This window comes from Novosphingobium resinovorum, assembly GCF_027922145.1.
GTDB classification, from domain to species: Bacteria; Pseudomonadota; Alphaproteobacteria; order Sphingomonadales; family Sphingomonadaceae; genus Novosphingobium; species Novosphingobium resinovorum.
Genome location: NZ_BSFC01000044.1, coordinates 1 through 14,847 on the forward strand (window position 1 = coordinate 1; position 14,847 = coordinate 14,847).

The 14,847-nt window shown below is 63.9% G+C and carries 13 protein-coding genes and 2 tRNA genes; 4 read left to right on the plus strand and 11 right to left on the minus strand.

What is annotated here, in order from left to right:
* Nucleotides 1-76 precede the first annotated feature (76 nt).
* The 6 genes from PKE80_RS22695 to PKE80_RS22720 form a co-directional block, all read right to left on the minus strand.
* Nucleotides 77-1,066 carry a helix-turn-helix transcriptional regulator gene (locus tag PKE80_RS22695; RefSeq protein ID WP_271184486.1) on the minus strand — a complete coding sequence of 330 codons (990 nt, stop codon included), beginning with the start codon at nucleotides 1,064-1,066 and terminating at the stop codon, nucleotides 77-79.
* A 503-nt stretch (nucleotides 1,067-1,569) separates the two neighbouring features.
* Entirely contained in the window at nucleotides 1,570-2,640 is a 1,071-nt protein-coding gene (gene rutA, locus PKE80_RS22700; protein ID WP_271184487.1) for a pyrimidine utilization protein A, read from the minus strand.
* A 3-nt stretch (nucleotides 2,641-2,643) separates the two neighbouring features.
* Entirely contained in the window at nucleotides 2,644-3,426 is a 783-nt protein-coding gene (gene rutD, locus PKE80_RS22705) for a pyrimidine utilization protein D (RefSeq protein ID WP_271184488.1), read from the minus strand.
* A 231-nt stretch (nucleotides 3,427-3,657) separates the two neighbouring features.
* Complete coding sequence (gene rutC / locus PKE80_RS22710; RefSeq protein ID WP_271184489.1) at nucleotides 3,658-4,041, minus strand: pyrimidine utilization protein C; 384 nt, start codon at nucleotides 4,039-4,041, stop codon at nucleotides 3,658-3,660.
* A gap of 2 nt (nucleotides 4,042-4,043) precedes the next feature.
* The gene (gene rutB / locus PKE80_RS22715) at nucleotides 4,044-4,772 is read right to left on the minus strand and encodes a pyrimidine utilization protein B (protein ID WP_271184490.1); all 729 of its coding nucleotides are present in this window, start codon (nucleotides 4,770-4,772) and stop codon (nucleotides 4,044-4,046) included.
* 208 nt (nucleotides 4,773-4,980) lie between these two features.
* A complete protein-coding gene (locus tag PKE80_RS22720; protein ID WP_211149663.1) occupies nucleotides 4,981-5,445 on the minus strand; it encodes a PilZ domain-containing protein in 465 nt (154 codons plus the stop codon).
* Between the two features lie 334 nt (nucleotides 5,446-5,779).
* Between PKE80_RS22720 and PKE80_RS22725 the strand changes: the two genes are divergently transcribed.
* Nucleotides 5,780-7,873, plus strand: a complete 2,094-nt coding sequence (locus tag PKE80_RS22725; protein WP_036526026.1) for a RelA/SpoT family protein — start codon at nucleotides 5,780-5,782, stop codon at nucleotides 7,871-7,873.
* 66 nt (nucleotides 7,874-7,939) lie between these two features.
* Here PKE80_RS22725 and PKE80_RS22730 read toward each other — a convergent pair whose 3' ends face one another.
* Nucleotides 7,940-8,266: a DUF1905 domain-containing protein gene (locus tag PKE80_RS22730; protein WP_271184491.1), complete on the minus strand. Its 327-nt coding sequence runs from the start codon at nucleotides 8,264-8,266 to the stop codon at nucleotides 7,940-7,942.
* On the minus strand, nucleotides 8,263-9,243 hold the full coding sequence (locus tag PKE80_RS22735; protein WP_271184492.1) for a peptidylprolyl isomerase: 981 nt from the start codon (nucleotides 9,241-9,243) through the stop codon (nucleotides 8,263-8,265). Before PKE80_RS22735 ends, PKE80_RS22730 begins: the two co-directional genes overlap by 4 nt.
* 78 nt (nucleotides 9,244-9,321) lie before the next feature.
* Between PKE80_RS22735 and PKE80_RS22740 the strand changes: the two genes are divergently transcribed.
* Nucleotides 9,322-9,412, plus strand: a tRNA-Ser gene (locus PKE80_RS22740).
* A 410-nt stretch (nucleotides 9,413-9,822) separates the two neighbouring features.
* Here the strand turns inward: PKE80_RS22740 and PKE80_RS22745 are convergent.
* Nucleotides 9,823-9,896: transfer RNA gene (locus PKE80_RS22745), tRNA-Cys, on the minus strand.
* A 180-nt stretch (nucleotides 9,897-10,076) separates the two neighbouring features.
* Between PKE80_RS22745 and mobA the strand changes: the two genes are divergently transcribed.
* On the plus strand, nucleotides 10,077-10,607 hold the full coding sequence (gene mobA, locus PKE80_RS22750) for a molybdenum cofactor guanylyltransferase (RefSeq protein WP_271184493.1): 531 nt from the start codon (nucleotides 10,077-10,079) through the stop codon (nucleotides 10,605-10,607).
* A gap of 7 nt (nucleotides 10,608-10,614) precedes the next feature.
* On the opposite strand, the gene PKE80_RS22755 is transcribed toward mobA, so the two are convergent.
* Together PKE80_RS22755 and PKE80_RS22760 are read right to left on the minus strand one after the other, a co-directional pair.
* Nucleotides 10,615-11,169, minus strand: a complete 555-nt coding sequence (locus PKE80_RS22755; protein ID WP_271184494.1) for a winged helix-turn-helix domain-containing protein — start codon at nucleotides 11,167-11,169, stop codon at nucleotides 10,615-10,617.
* A 336-nt stretch (nucleotides 11,170-11,505) separates the two neighbouring features.
* On the minus strand, nucleotides 11,506-12,705 hold the full coding sequence (locus PKE80_RS22760) for an LL-diaminopimelate aminotransferase (protein WP_271184495.1): 1,200 nt from the start codon (nucleotides 12,703-12,705) through the stop codon (nucleotides 11,506-11,508).
* A gap of 191 nt (nucleotides 12,706-12,896) precedes the next feature.
* Between PKE80_RS22760 and PKE80_RS22765 the strand changes: the two genes are divergently transcribed.
* Nucleotides 12,897-14,756, plus strand: a complete 1,860-nt coding sequence (locus PKE80_RS22765) for a PHA/PHB synthase family protein (protein WP_271184496.1) — start codon at nucleotides 12,897-12,899, stop codon at nucleotides 14,754-14,756.
* The last annotated feature ends 91 nt before the right edge of the window (nucleotides 14,757-14,847 follow it).

Consider the following 14,847-nt stretch of genomic DNA (forward strand, 5'->3'; position numbering starts at 1 on the left):
AGATGGGAGGTCGGGTGGGGGCGTGGGCCGGTGCCGCATCGAAAATGCCCGTCAGGGCATTTTCCAGACAGAGTCTCTAACGGCTCCCCATCTCGATCACGGCGCGGGCGATCGAGACGAGTTCGGCCTCACGGTTGACGCCGGCCTTCTGGAAGATCGTGCGCAACTGGCTCGACACCGTCTGTACGCTGACGCTGCGCATCCGGGCGATCTCCTGCCGCGAATGGCCCTGCGCCAGCAGGGCGACGATCTCGCCTTCTGCCCGCGTCAGGTCGAGCGCGGCGGAGAGGCGGGCGCCCTGATCGCTGGCGAGGCCCAGCGGGGCCTTGAGCGTGACGATCACGCTGGGCGCGAAGCCGAAGTTCCAGTCCTGCCGGGGCAGGGGGCAGACCTCGACCAGCAGCGGCCCGCGCACCGACTGCATCCACAGCTCCGAAGGCATCGCCTGCCGGTTGGCGAGGGCCACGCCGATCCGCATCTGCAGCACGCGGTCGAGGTCCGGCCGCACCGCCCGCAATGCCCCGCCGCGCACCTGCAGCGTGTCGGGCGCGAGCAGCCTCTCCGCCGCTCCCGTCACCGAGCGCACCCGGCCGACAACGTCGAGCAGGATTGCGGCCGTACGCAGCGCGTCGAGCGAACCCAGCAGCAGTTCGGCGCCCTGATGCTCGATGGCGCTTTGCAGGCGGATTGCGGCCATCACGTGCGGTGCGGCGCCGCTCAGCGCCGCGCGTTGCGCCTCGGTTGTACGTCCGTCACTGGCACCGTGAAGGGCGGCAAGGCCGAAGAACGCGGACGGTCCGCTGTCGAGCACGATCTGGGCGCCGTGTTCGGCATCGAGACGCCGCACGTGCTCCATGTAGGCTTCGTTGGTGGAGACGGCCCGCACCTCGTCGTAATGCTTTTCCCAGACGATTTCATAAGGCGCGCGCGAGGCCGCGATGCGGTAGTTCACCTCCGGCCTATGGCCCTCGATGGCCTCGAATTCTGCGGTGTAACCTTCCCAGGTATCGGTGACGCGGTTGAAGAACGTGTGGTGTTCGCCGATCGCGACCAGTTGCGCGCGCATCGATCCGGTCGCACTGGCCAGAGCCTTCAGCGCGCCTTCCCAGCCAGATTCTTCAAACGGGGCGCGCGCGAAGAGCGCCCCCAGTTCCTCGATTCGTATGGTCCTGCCCCCCGACTGCGACCGGAGGGCAATGTGAACCCGGCGTCAACTTTACGCAAGCCTATGTAAAACGGGGCGGATCGAGGGGGCATACCACGATCATGGTATGCGCCGAATCACCATTTCGGGCATCTGCGTAGATGCGACCCGAAGGATCGGTAATTCCAATGCGATCCTTTACCAAACTACCCGGGGCCTGCTTGCAGGCCCCGGGCTTTCTTTGTGGGGGTGGCGGCACTTTGACGTGATTCGCGGGAACCCGGAAACCCACCTTGCGACATTGCGTGTCAGGTGGCCGTCGGATCGAACCATCCGTCGTCATTGCGAGTGCAGCGAAGCAATCCAGGGCAGTTGAACGCCGCCCTGGATTGCTTCGCTGCGCTCGCAATGACGGGAGGGGGAAGTCATGGTGCTTTAACGGCGCGGCTCTTCATCAGCGGCTGGATGCGGGTGCCGAAGTTTTCGACCCCTTCCACGAAGTCGTCGAACGTCAGCAGGACGCCGCCGGTTCCGGGCACCTCCGCCATCTCGTCGAGCATCCGCGCCACGGTCTCGTAGCTGCCGACGAGGGTGCCCATGTTGATGTTCACGGCCCCTTCCGGCGCCGCCAGCTGGCGTACGTTGGTGTCGGTGTTGACAGTGTCCTTGGCGCCCTGGTCTGCCAGCCACGAAATCGCGTCGATGTCGACGCCTTCGTTGTAGAGCTTCCACTTCGCCTGCGCTTCCTCGTCGGTCTCGGCGGCGATGACCATGACGAGGACGAAGACCTGCACGTCGCGCCCGGTTTCGGCGGTGAACTTCGCAAGGCGCTCGTTGTTGAAGGCGAAGGCGGTCGGCGTGTTGACGCCCTTGCCAAGACAGAAGGCATAGTCCGCCCACTTGGCCGAGAAGGCCAGCCCCGCGTCCGAGGAGCCCGCGCAGATGATCTTCATGTCACCCTGCGGGGTCGGCCGCACGAGGCAGTCGTCCATCGTGTAGTGCTTGCCCTTGAAGTCGGAGCGGCCGGTCTCCCATAACTCGCGCAGGATGTGGGCATATTCGTCCAGCACCTGATAGCGGTTGCGGAAGTGCTCCTCTCCCGGCCACAGGCCCATCTGCGTGTACTCGGGCGGCTGCCAGCCGGTGATCAGGTTGAGGCCGAAGCGGCCGTGGCTGATCGAATCGATAGTGTTGCACATCCGCGCCGCGAAGGCGGGCGGGATGATCAGCGTCGGGCAGGTGGCGAAGATCTTGATCTTCTCGGTCACGGCGGCGAGGCCGGACATGAGGGTGAAGCTCTCCAGCCCGTATTCCCAGAACTCCGACTTGCCGCCGAAGCCGCGCAGCTTGATCATCGAGAGCAGGAAGTCGAGCCCGTGCTTCTCGGCCCGGATCGCGATCTCCTTGTTGAGATCGAAGCTGGGCATGTACTGCGGCGAAGTCGTGCTGATCAGCCAGCCGTTGTTGTTGATGGGCACGAAGACGCCGACTTGCATGGACTAGCTCTCCAGAAACTTGACGACGAGGCGGTTGAAACCCGCAGGATCGGTGACGTTGCAGGCATGGCCGCCCCATCCGAACGTGGCGACGTCGGCCCCGGGGATCGGTCCGGCAAGGTCCAGTGAGGCCGCGCAAGGAACAAGGAAATCGTCGCGCGTGGCGATGACGAGGGTTTCGCCCAGCCTGGCCAGCCGCTCGGCCGCAGGGGCATAGGCGGCGACGGCGGCGATGCGCTTTTCCATCGTCTCCGCACCGGGGAAGCCTGCGATGTGGTGCGCCAGTTCGGCCTCGAGCAGCGCGTCGTTGGCGGCGATCCAGTCGGGCGGGTAGAGGAACAGCGGCTGCGCGCGCAGGAACGGTTCGTTCCCCGCATGACGCAGCAGGGCGAGGCGGGCCTCGAAGCAGCGGCGGGTGTGCGGGGAGAGGGTGCGCCAGCCGTTGATCACCACCAGCTTGTCGATCCGGCCGGAGGCGAGGGCGGTCTCGATCCCGATCATCCCGCCCAGCGCGTGGCCGATGAAGTGCGCCCGCGCGATGCAAAGCGTATCCATCAGCGCGATGACTTCTGCGGCCATGTCCTCGATCGAGGTCGTTTCCGGCAGCGCGCGATCGCTGCGGCCGGTGCCGCGCTGGTCGTAGGTCAGGACGCGGTGGTTCGCGGAAAGTGCGGCAAGGTTCGGCTGCCAGTAGGCGCCGCTGCCGCCGAGCCCGCTCGACAGGATCAGCGTGGGCGCGTCTTTGGGACCGTGGAACTCGTAGTGGAGGCCGGCAGCAGTGCTCATTCGCGATGGAGCTTCGATGCTTCGACAGGCTCAGCACTCAGCCTGGGCGGGGTTGGGGGCGATGCCATTGACCCGAACCGCTCCCTCGTCATTGCGAGCGCAGCGAAGCAATCCAGGGCAGTCTTGCGCCGCTCTGGATTGCTTCGCTACGCTCGCAATGACGATTCAAGGTACAGTCGTCAGGCTGTGGTAGCCTGCGCTGTTCCCGCTCACCCTGAGCTTGTCGAAGGGTCATGCCAGATGCGCCACCGACGCGATCTCGACCAGGCAGTCGGGCTTCACGAGCTCGGTCTTGATGCAATAGCGCGCGGGTTTGTCGCCGGGAAAGTACTCGGCATAGACGGCGTTGAACGCGGCGTAATCGGCCATGTCCTTGAGGAAGATGTGGTTCATGGCGACGTCGGCCATGGTGCCGCCCGCGGCTTCCACGGTGATCCGGATCGCCTCCAGCACGTGGCGGGTCTGCGCCGCCGCGTCGCCGACATGCAGCACGGTGCCGCCTTCGCCCAGCGCCAGCATGCCCGAGACGTAGAGCACGTTGCCCGCTTTCGCCCCGGCCGAGTAGGGCGCGATCGGGGTGGGGAATTCGGACGGGTTCACGGCTTCGAAGGGCATCGTCATTCCTTTGGTGGCAGCTGGCTCACGGCAGTGCGGAAATCGGCGACCGTGCTGACCCAGCCGAAGAACTTCTCGACGTTGTAGACGGTGGCCTCCTTGATGAAGTCGGGGCCGAGGTGATGCGTCGCATCCTCCAGCAGCACGCCGAAGTATTCGAGGTGGAAGCCGTCGCGCAGGGTCGATTCGACGCAGACGTTCGTGGCGATGCCGGTGAACACCAGCGTGCGGATGCCGCGCGCGCGCAGGACGGAATCGAGCTGCGAGTTGAAGAAGGCCGAATAGCGCGGCTTGTGGACGCGAAGGTCACCTTCCTTCGGTGTCAGCGCATCGACCAGTTCGTAGTCCCAGCCGCCGCGCGCTAGGAACTTGCCCGAGAGTTCGGGGCGCCTGCGCATGGTCTTGAGCGCGTTGGACTTGTGGAAGTTGGGCGAGAGCGGCGTGCCTGCCTCGACATAGTCGGCGTCCCAGCCGTTCTGCAGGAACACCACCGTCATCCCGGCCGCGCGGGCGGTGCCCAGCACATCGGCGATGTGGCCGATGGTAACGGCGGCAGGCCCGACGTCGAAGCCCGCCTCGTCCACGTAGCCGCCTTTGGAGGCATAGGCGTTCTGCATGTCGACGACGATGACGGCGGTTGTCGCCGGATCGAGCCGGATGGCCTCGGGCCGCGCAGGAAGCACTGCGGAGGAGTGGGAACCGGGGGACGGGTCGACGATGATCTCGCTCACCCCGATACTATCGAGCACAGGTCCGGGGTGGTCAAGGTGGCTGTTTGGGATCGTGATTTCGGATCGCTCGCCCTGTTCGATCGAAACAATTTCGTCATTCCCGCGAAGGCGGGAACCCATCTGATGACGGTTCCGGCTGCACGGGCATCAGATGGGTCCCCGCCTGCGCGGGGATGACTGGGGTGAGCGGGCAATGTTCAGGCGGCCCTCACACAGCCGAGGGACGCGGCTCCTGCGGCCTGACGCCCAGCAAGCGCTCCAGCGCCGCTGCGAAACCGGCGTTGCGCTGGCGGTTGGAGGACTGGATGCGATCGAGGTCGAGCCCGCTGCCGCCAGTCAGCAGCACGCCGAACTCGCCCTTGCCGACCCAGCGCACTTGCGCCTGCAGGTCCGCCTGTCCGGGCAGCGAGACGCGCAGCATCTCGCCGGTGCTCGGCTGCAAGGTGCGCGAGGCGATGCACATGCCGCCGGGCGAAACGTTGCGCACGATGACGTCCTCGCCTGCGCGCCCCTCGCCGCCGATGACGGCCTTGATCAGCGTCCGCACACGCGGCGCGCGCTGCTGTTGCGCGCCTTGGCCGGCGGCAGCTTCCGACGAGACGGAAGCACGCCGCGCCAGCGCTTTCAGCCACTCGGGTCGCTCGCTGCTCGCGAAATCATCGATGTCCGCCATGGGATCGGCTACCTCTTCGCATTCGTGTCCCCGGTGCATGGTCCGGCCCGTTGCAAGATCAGGCGCGGTCGAACCGGCGGCGCTGCGGTGGGGGGTGAGAACGATGCGCCAGCCGGTTCGCGTTTATTGTGCGGCCGCACAGTTCCCGGATGGTTAACAAATCCCTTACGTAACTTGCCCTGTGAAAACGATTGAATTGCCTTTTGTGGACGCTTTGGGTGCCGTTATGGTATCTTTAGGTGCCGGTCTGTTCCGGGTTCTCCCGTTGCAAAATCTGCATTTTGGTCGCCGCCCTCTTGTCGCGGTGCAATAAAACCTGACATGACAGGCCAGCATGCTCCGCCAGTACGAACTCGTCGAACGCGTCAAGGAATACGCCCCGGAGGCCGATGAGGCCCTCCTGAACCGTGCCTACGTCTATACCGTGCAGAAGCACGGCACCCAGAAACGCGCCAGTGGCGACCCCTATTTCAGCCATCCGGTCGAAGTGGCGGGTCTGATGACCGAGCTGAAGCTCGATCAGCAGACCATCATCACCGCGCTGCTCCACGACACGGTGGAAGACACGCTGGCGACGATCGAGGAGATCGACAAGCTGTTCGGCCCGGATGTGGCGCGGCTGGTAGACGGCGTCACCAAGCTCTCCAAGATCGAGGTGATGACCGAGAGCGAACGCGCGGCGGAAAACCTGCGCAAGTTCCTGCTGGCGATGAGCGAGGACTTGCGCGTGCTCCTTGTCAAGCTGGCCGATCGCCTGCACAACATGCGCACCCTCCACTACATCAAGAAGGAGGACAAGCGCCGCCGCATCGCCCGCGAAACCATGGATATCTACGCCCCGCTCGCCGAGCGCGTGGGCATGTACGAATACATGCGCGAGATGCAATTGCTCGCCTTCGAACAGCTGGAACCCGAAGGTTACGCGACGATCACCGGCCGCCTTGCGCAGATCCGCAGCGAAGAGGGCGGGCAGGTCGACGAACTGGCGCTGTCGATCAAGCAGGTGCTGGCCGAGGCGGGCCTCAACGTCGAGGTTTCCGGCCGCGAGAAGCACCCCTATTCGATCTGGCGCAAGATGGCGGAGCGCCATGTCAACTTCGAGCAGATCACCGACATCATGGCCTTCCGCGTCCTGACGGACAGCGTGGACGACTGTTACCGCGCGCTCGGCGTGCTGCATCAGGCCTGGCAGATGATCCCGGGCCGTTTCAAGGACTACATCTCGACGCCCAAGTCGAACGGCTACCAGTCGCTGCACACGGCGCTGATATTCCAGCGTTCCATGCGCATCGAGGTGCAGATCCGCACGCGCGAGATGCACCGCCTCAACGAATTCGGCCTCGCCGCGCACTGGGCCTACAAGCAGGGCGGCGCGCGGCCCGATGGGCAGGTCGGGTGGCTGCGCGATCTGATCGAGATCGTCGACGCCAGCCACGACGCCGAGGAACTGCTCGAGAATACCAAGATGGCGATCTATCAGGATCGCATCTTTGCCTTCACCCCCAAGGGCGCGCTGTTCCAGCTGCCCAAGGGTTCGACGGCGGTGGATTTCGCGTATGCGGTGCACACCAATCTCGGCAATGCGGCTGTCGGCGTGAAGATCAACAACCGGCACGTGCCGATGCGCACGCAGCTGGCGAACGGCGACGTGGTGGAGATCATCAAGAGCACCACCTCGGAGCCGCAGCTTTCGTGGCTGGGCTTCGTCGTCACCGGCAAGGCCCGCGCCGCCATCCGCCGCGCCGTCCGCGCCAAGGAACGCGCCGAAGTAGCCGAGATCGGCGGCAAGCTCTACGACGAGATCGCCGGCCGCCTGCCGCAGCGGCTCGGCAAGAAGGCGCTTGCCCACGCGGTCGAGCGCCTGGACCTCCGCGACGAGGAAGACCTGATGTTCGCGATCGGCTCGGGCCGCCTATCGGACCGTCAGGTCATGGAGGCATTGGTCCCCGGCAGCACGGCGGAACTGCCCGAGGACCCCGAATGGACCCGCACCGAACGCGCGATCTCGATCCGTGGTCTCACGGCGGGGGTCGGCTTCGAGCTGGCGGAATGCTGCCACCCGGTCCCCGGCGACCGCATCGTCGGCCTGCGTCGCCCGGACCACAAGGTCGAAGTCCACGCGATCGACTGCATGACGCTGGCGAGCGGCGTCGATGCCGACTGGCTCGACCTGTCATGGGGCGAGCGGACCACCGGCGCCGTCGGGCGCCTGCAGCTGATCCTCTACAACCGCCCGGGTACGCTCGCCGAAGTGACGCAGATCCTTGCGAGCAACCGCGCCAATGTTACCAACCTGCAGATGACCCAGCGCGACGAGCCCTTCGGTACCTATGAGGTGGACCTGGAGGTTTCCGACCTCGCGCACCTCACCCGCATCGTCGGCGCCCTGCGTGCCAGCGAGGCGGTGGCCGACGCTGAACGCATCTAGTTCCTCCCCGAGCTTGCTCGGGGAGGGGGACCGCCCGCGTAGCGGGTGGTGGAGGGGGCTACTCCCTCAGAACGTCAGCGAAACCTCGACGTCATCGCCTTCTCCGATCCCTTCGGCCTTGCGCACGGCGGCCTTGACCGGCAGCAGCCAGCCGCCGTCGGACTTGCTCGGGAACACCGAGGTTGCGAACTCCGTCGCTCCGATCCGCGCCTTGACCTTGAGCGAGCCGAACCCGCGCGCGGTGCCTTCCAGCTTGCGCATGATCGCGGTGCCGGACAGCGCCTCGCCCGCCGCGCCGTCGATGGTGAGGAAGTGCCAGGTGCCGTTGTTCGCCCCTCCGGTCCAGCGCCACAGACGGCCGGTGTGCTGAAGGTGCTCGCCGTGTGCGCTCATGGCTTCGCCGCGTCCTGCTTCACGGGCCGGATCGGCACGGGTGCATTGCAGATGTCCACTCCGCCTGCGGGCTGGATGTAGAAGCTGTCCTTCCGGTTCGCGCGCTTGTCGATGTAGGCGGCGAAGCTGGCGCTTTCGGTGGAGAGGTATTCGTAGGCAGGCAGGTCCGCCACGTCGCTGCCCATCCGCACGGAGACGATCGGCGTGCGCTCTTCAGGCGTTTCATAGAAGCCCAGCGCACCCGTCCCGCGCGGTAGCGACGACAGGTGCTCCATCCCCGCGATAATCCGCCCGACGAGCGCGATGTTGCGGTCCAGCTGGCGCGGCGCTTGTCCGATCACGGTGTAGAGTTCGGCGCCGGTGCCGGTATCGGGTGAGAGATTGCGGCCAACGCCGACCATGCCGTAGCAGTGGACGGGCCAGCCTGTGCGGCCATCTGCCGCGATGGGCCAGCCATGATCGAACAGCGTCAGGCCGTTGCGCAGATAGGAATCCGGATTGGTTGGGATCGTCGCAGTTTGTCCGGCCTCTTGCGCGCTGCGCTGCATGAAGCTCGATCGCAACCTTTCGTCGAGCGGCGTTACGTAGCCCTTCTCGGTTGGCTTCGCCAATCCCGCAGGCAAAGCCTTTGCGTTGCCCGGCGTCTCGCCATCGGGATCGCCCCACTGCACGACATAGTTGTCCTGCACTCGCACGACTGCGATCCCGTCGAACCAGTGCGCGGCCACCAGCTTGCGGATGTTCCCGACCCACCCTTGCGAGAACGGCGCGGGCATCAGTTGAATCACCACGCGGCGCGGCTTGCCCTTGGCGCCGGGCGTCAGGTCCATGACCAGCAGGTCGCCGGGGGCGATGCGCTGCCAGTCGGAAGCGGGAGCGGCATCGACGACGTCATTGGGCGTGATCGGCTTGTCCCCGGCCGCCAGCGAAGGCGTGGCGAGGGCGGCAAGTGCGATGACGGAAAAGAAAGTGCGCATGAAGGCTTCATGCCATCACCACACCGCTTGCGAAACCCCGCGCGACTCGCTAGTGGCCGCCTCCTTACCAGTGCATGCGGAGCGGTGGCCGAGTGGTCGAAGGCGCTCGCCTGGAAAGTGAGTATACGCCAAAAGCGTATCGAGGGTTCGAATCCCTCCCGCTCCGCCAAGCCTATCCAGATCAGTCCGGAAATGTCCTCAAGGGGCTGATTTCGTGCGCTCTGTCCGCTACAGGTTGCCTGATAAAGTCCCATTTTTGTTCCTTTCCAGCTGGGGCTGGCATGAGATACCATGTGAGCTGTCACGGGTATGGGGAGAACGGATACGCGGAGCAGTAAGCTTACAGGCAAGGGAGCTCCCATGGTGCTCAAGGCGCTCCAGCGGATTAAGAAGCCTGGCAGGCAGCCGCCATGGACCGGCACTGACAACGCGCGCGCGGTATGTCGCCGCGACTAACAGTGCGCGTCTCGCAAAGGGCGCGATCCACAAGGTTACACAGGGGAAATGTCTAATCTTGATTTGAGGCTGGACGCCAAAATCGCCTAAACGACGAAAAACACACGATTATCCATATGGTAATGGAGGCCCGAGCCGGAATCGAACCGGCGTGCAAGGATTTGCAGTCCTCTGCGTCACCACTCCGCCATCGGGCCATCCGTGTGGAGGAGTGCGCGCCTACCAATCGATTGGAGGTAGTGCAACGGGATTCGCGCAAGTTTCCGCATTTTCTTTGCGTTTGCCGGCGAGAAGGAGTCGAGGCAGGGAGTTTCTCTGCTTGCTGTATGGATTGATGGCGCGCTTTAGTAGCCTTTCGTCACAGGAAAGGGCTCGGTATGATTCTAGGAGCGGTCCTGGCGGGAGGTCTCTCCAGCCGCTTCGGCAGCGACAAGGCGCTGGCGCAGATCGGAGGCCGCACGCTGATTTCGCTGACGGTCGACGCATTGTCGGGCTGGTGCGAGCATGTCGTTGTCACGGGAAGGAAAGTCGCTCCGGCACCCACGCTCCCCGATTGGCCGAGGGCAGGCATGGGGCCGCTCGGCGGTCTGGCGGCCGCCTTGCATTATGCCCAGGACGAGGGCTACGAGGTCGTACTGAGTTGCGGTGTCGATGCCGGGCTGTTGCCCGAGGACTTACATCAGGCGTTGGAGCCGGCGCCGTCCTATCTTGCTTCTCAGCCGGTCATTGGTTTGTGGCCGGCCGCCGCCGCTGCGCAACTCGACGCCCTGCTGGAGAGCGACGAGCGCCATTCGATGCGCCGCTTTGCGGAACTTCTCGGCGCGAGACCGGTCAAGATCGCCGTGCCGATACCCAACATCAACACGCCAGCTGACCTCGCTGAAGCTGCCGGTCAATCGTCGCCCTAAAACAAGTCTAAACCTGGCACGCGACGGCTTGGTTCGGATTGGCGTGCGTCGTGCTTGTCGGCAGAAAAGCTGGTTTTAGTTGCTCCTCGCTTTGTGGCATGAGGCAGTACCCACCGGCGGAAGCTGTGGCGATGATGCCGGACATGCCGACAAACCCCAGCTTACGACGCAGCCGGGACATGTGGACGGCGATGCTGTTGGTTTCTGGTACGAAACCCATGCGCCAAACGTCCTGGATAAGATCCTGCTTGCTCACGGGCTCGCCAGGCGTGTCCGCAAGGCGCCAGATCAGTGCGAATTCGCGCGGATTGAGGTTGAGCGATTTTCCTTGACCAAACGCTTCTCGGGCCAAGAGATCCAACTCAAGGTCACCGAGACGGCGATGCCGTGGAAGCCAGTAGGTAAGTTCTGCCAGCCGGGATGCCCTAGCTTCGAATTCCCCAGGTTCGATCGTGTCGGACACGGCTTCGCCGAAACCGACCTGCAGAAGTTCAGCACGTTCTGCGGCGCTGGCGGCACCGATCACCAGGACGAAGCGGCGAACCTCGTTGCGGACCGCCAACAATCTATCCCAATCTGCGCTGTTCAGGTTCCCTGCATGCACTACCCCTATGCAGTCGCACGAAGGCTCTCCACCGAAATCCAGCGCCCAGCCGCAAACTCTGAGATCGAACCCAATAGGAATCCTGTCGGAGCTCAGCCATCGAAAATGATACGGCGACTCCCGCCGTGAAAGAAAAACCGCCATCTGCCCCCCAAATAGCCTACTGTTCCAATCAGATGGGTGGCGAGATGGCGCATTTTTGCCATACGGGACAACACGTATTTTATTACAGTATGGAGCAATCATTAACTTTAAAACCCCGCAGAATTCCTAGGATTCTGCGGGGTTTTTGTGTCACGATGAAGGAGTATTAACGCCCATCGAAGTCAGGTAGCGCTTTACGTTGCGAGCGGCTTGGCGAAGGCGTTGTTCGTTTTCGACCATGGCGATTCTGACGAAGCCTTCGCCATCCTCGCCGTAACCAACGCCGGGGGCGACTGCGACTTCGGCATGAGTCAGAAGCTGTTTGGAGAACTCCAGGCTTCCCATCTCTTTGAGGGCCGGCGGTAGGGGTGCCCAAGCGAACATGGAGGCCTTGGGGGCAGGGATTTCCCACCCGGCTCGGCCGAATGCTTCGACCATCACGTCTCGGCGCTTCTGGTAAAGATCGCGGTTGCGCTGGACGATGTCCTGCGGGCCGTTGAGCGCGGCGCAGGCAGCAGCCTGAATCGGCGTGAAGGCGCCGTAGTCAAGGTAGGACTTCACGCGAGTAAGCGCGGAGATCAGCTTTTGGTTGCCCACCGCGAAGCCGATGCGCCAGCCAGCCATCGAGTAGGTCTTGCTCATTGAGGTGAACTCGACCGCGACGTCCTTGGCTCCCGGTACCTCGAGGATCGAGCGGGTTGGATTGCCGTCGTAATAGAGCTCGGAATAGGCGAGGTCGGACAGAATCCAGACCTTGTTCTCTTTTGCCCAGGCGACGAGGCGCTCGTAGAATGCAAGGTCCACCGTTTCGGCGGTCGGGTTCGACGGGTAGTTGACGATCAGGATCGACGGGCGCGGCACCGTGAAGGCCATCGCGCGGTCGAGCGAGCGCCAGTAGTTCTCGTCAGGCGTCGTCGGCACCGAGCGGATCGTCGCGCCGGCGATGATAAAGCCGAAGGTGTGGATCGGGTAGCTGGGGTTGGGGGCCAGCACCACGTCGCCGGGCGTCGTGATTGCGGTGGCGAGGCTGGCGAGGCCCTCCTTCGAGCCCATCGTGACGACGACCTCGCGCTCGGGGTCCAGTTCCACGTCGAAGCGGTTGGCGTAATAGTTCGCCTGAGCGCGGCGCAGGCCGGGGATACCCTTCGATTGCGAATAACCGTGGGCGTCGGGCTTTTGCGCCACTTCGCACAGCTTATCGAGTACGTGCTGCGGCGGAGGCAGGTCGGGGTTACCCATGCCGAGGTCGATGATGTCCTTACCGGCCTGGCGGGCTGCGTGCCTCATCGCGTTCACTTCGGCGATGACATAGGGCGGCAGTCGCTTGATGCGGTAGAACTCGTCTTCCATGACCTCTGGTATCCAGTAGCGTTGGCGGCAGGATCGCCGCTCGGCCCCTGTAGGGGATTCGCAAGCCTGCGCAAATGGGGACTCGTGAAAGATAATTGCAGGAAATGTCACGCCGAAGCGTGAGAAGGGGGCTCGACAGGAGTCCGCGACGCGGCCAACCTGCATGCGAATCCCAAGGAGAGCGATTGCCGATGGCTACCGACGCCGACCTCATCAGCGACGTCATGAAGTCCCAGGTCCAGAGCCTTACGACACTGTTCGGCCAGATAATCCCTGCCGAGGGGACGCCCGAGGCTGAGGCCACGGTGCAATGGGCCGAGGTGGCAGGGCGGCTGCATTCGATCTGGACCGAATTCCAGGTCGAGCAACTGAACAAGGCATCGGCCGAAAAGCCGCCTCACTATGCCGATCCCATGAAGTGGATTGCCACGGCTGAGGGCGTGTTCCGGCAACTTCCGTTCGCCAACCCCGAAGTCCAGCAGAAGTTCTGGAACGAGGGATTGGCGCTGGTGAACGCGGTATTCGGGCAGTACGGCCTCGGCCCACGCGGCGAGCAGGCTCAACCGGAGGCCGAGTTGCCGCGTCGTGACCATCGTTTCTCCGATCCGGAATGGCGCCGCCAACCGTTCTTCGCGGTGCTGCATCAGCTCTATCTGCTGATGAGCGAGCAGGTCACCGGTCTTGCGGAGGCAGTCGAAGGCATGGAGCCTGCGCGAAAGGCGCAGCTGCTTTTCGCGACGCGCACCATAGTGGATGCCCTGAGCCCGGCGAATTTCCCGCTGACCAACCCTGTCGCCTTGGCGAAAGCTACCGAAACCCGTGGTGAGAGCCTCGTGCGCGGTTTCGAGAATTTGCTTGATGACATGCGCAAGGGCCAGCTCACGCATACGCGACCTGGCGCCTTCGTGCTAGGCGAGAACATCGCCGTGACGCCAGGAAAAGTCGTCTTCGAGACGCCGCTTTACCAGCTCATCCAGTATACCCCGACGACCGACAGGGTCCTGAAAACTCCCTTGGTGATCTTCCCGCCATGGATCAACCGTTTCTACATCCTCGACCTCAACGCTCGGAAGAGCTTCGTGCGTTGGGCGGTCGAGCAAGGCGTGACGGTGTTCATGGTTTCGTGGAAGTCGGCCGACGCCTCGATGGCGGACCTTCTTTGGGACGACTACATCGCCGCGCAGATCGAGGCGGTGGACTTCGCCCGCAATCGTCTCGGCGTGCCTTCGGTGCACACGATCGGCTATTGCGTGGCCGGCACGACGCTGGCCGCCACGCTGGCTGTGCTCGCGCGGAAAGGTGAAGCGGACAAAGTCGCCAGCGCCACCTTCTTCACCGCGCAGGTGGATTTCGAGGATGCGGGCGATCTCAAGAACTTCATCGACGACCAGCAGATCGAGACGGTAGGCCGCTTGTCGCCCGAGGGTTATCTCGATGGACGCTATCTTGCCGCGACCTTCAACATTCTGCGTGGCAATGATCTTATCTGGAACTACGTCGAACGCAATTATCTCAAGGGCGAGGATTACCCTGCGTTCGACTTGTTGCACTGGAACGGTGACGTCACCAACCTCCCGGCGCGCTGGCACCGCAATTACTTGCGCGACCTCTATCGCGACAACCGGCTGGCCGTAGCCGATTCGCTGTCCGCCTGCGGAGCGCCGATAGACCTGCACCGCATCGCGACGCCCTGTTATATCCAGGCTGGGCGCGAAGATCACATTGCTCCCGCCACCAGCGTCTGGAAGCTGACCCGCTATCTTGCGGGGGACTGGACGTTCCTGCTCGCCGGCTCCGGCCACATCGCGGGGGTCGTCAATCCGCCGTCCACCGGCAAGTATCAGTACTGGACGAACGGCGGCTCACCCGAGACTCTGGCAGAATTTGTCGAGGGGGCGGCCGAGCATCCCGGGTCCTGGTGGCCGCATTGGGCCGAATGGCTACGCGATCTCGACCCTGCCGAAATTCCCTCGCGAGGAAAACGCAAGCCAGGTGTACGCGGTGACAAGGTCATCGAAGACGCGCCAGGACGCTACGTCTCCGCGCGCTGAACAAGGTCCATTTCGGCATCTTAATCGCGTGACCCGAGCCTGCAGGCGTGCTGACACACGCCTGTAATCTACGCCGGACACTTTGCGCAGA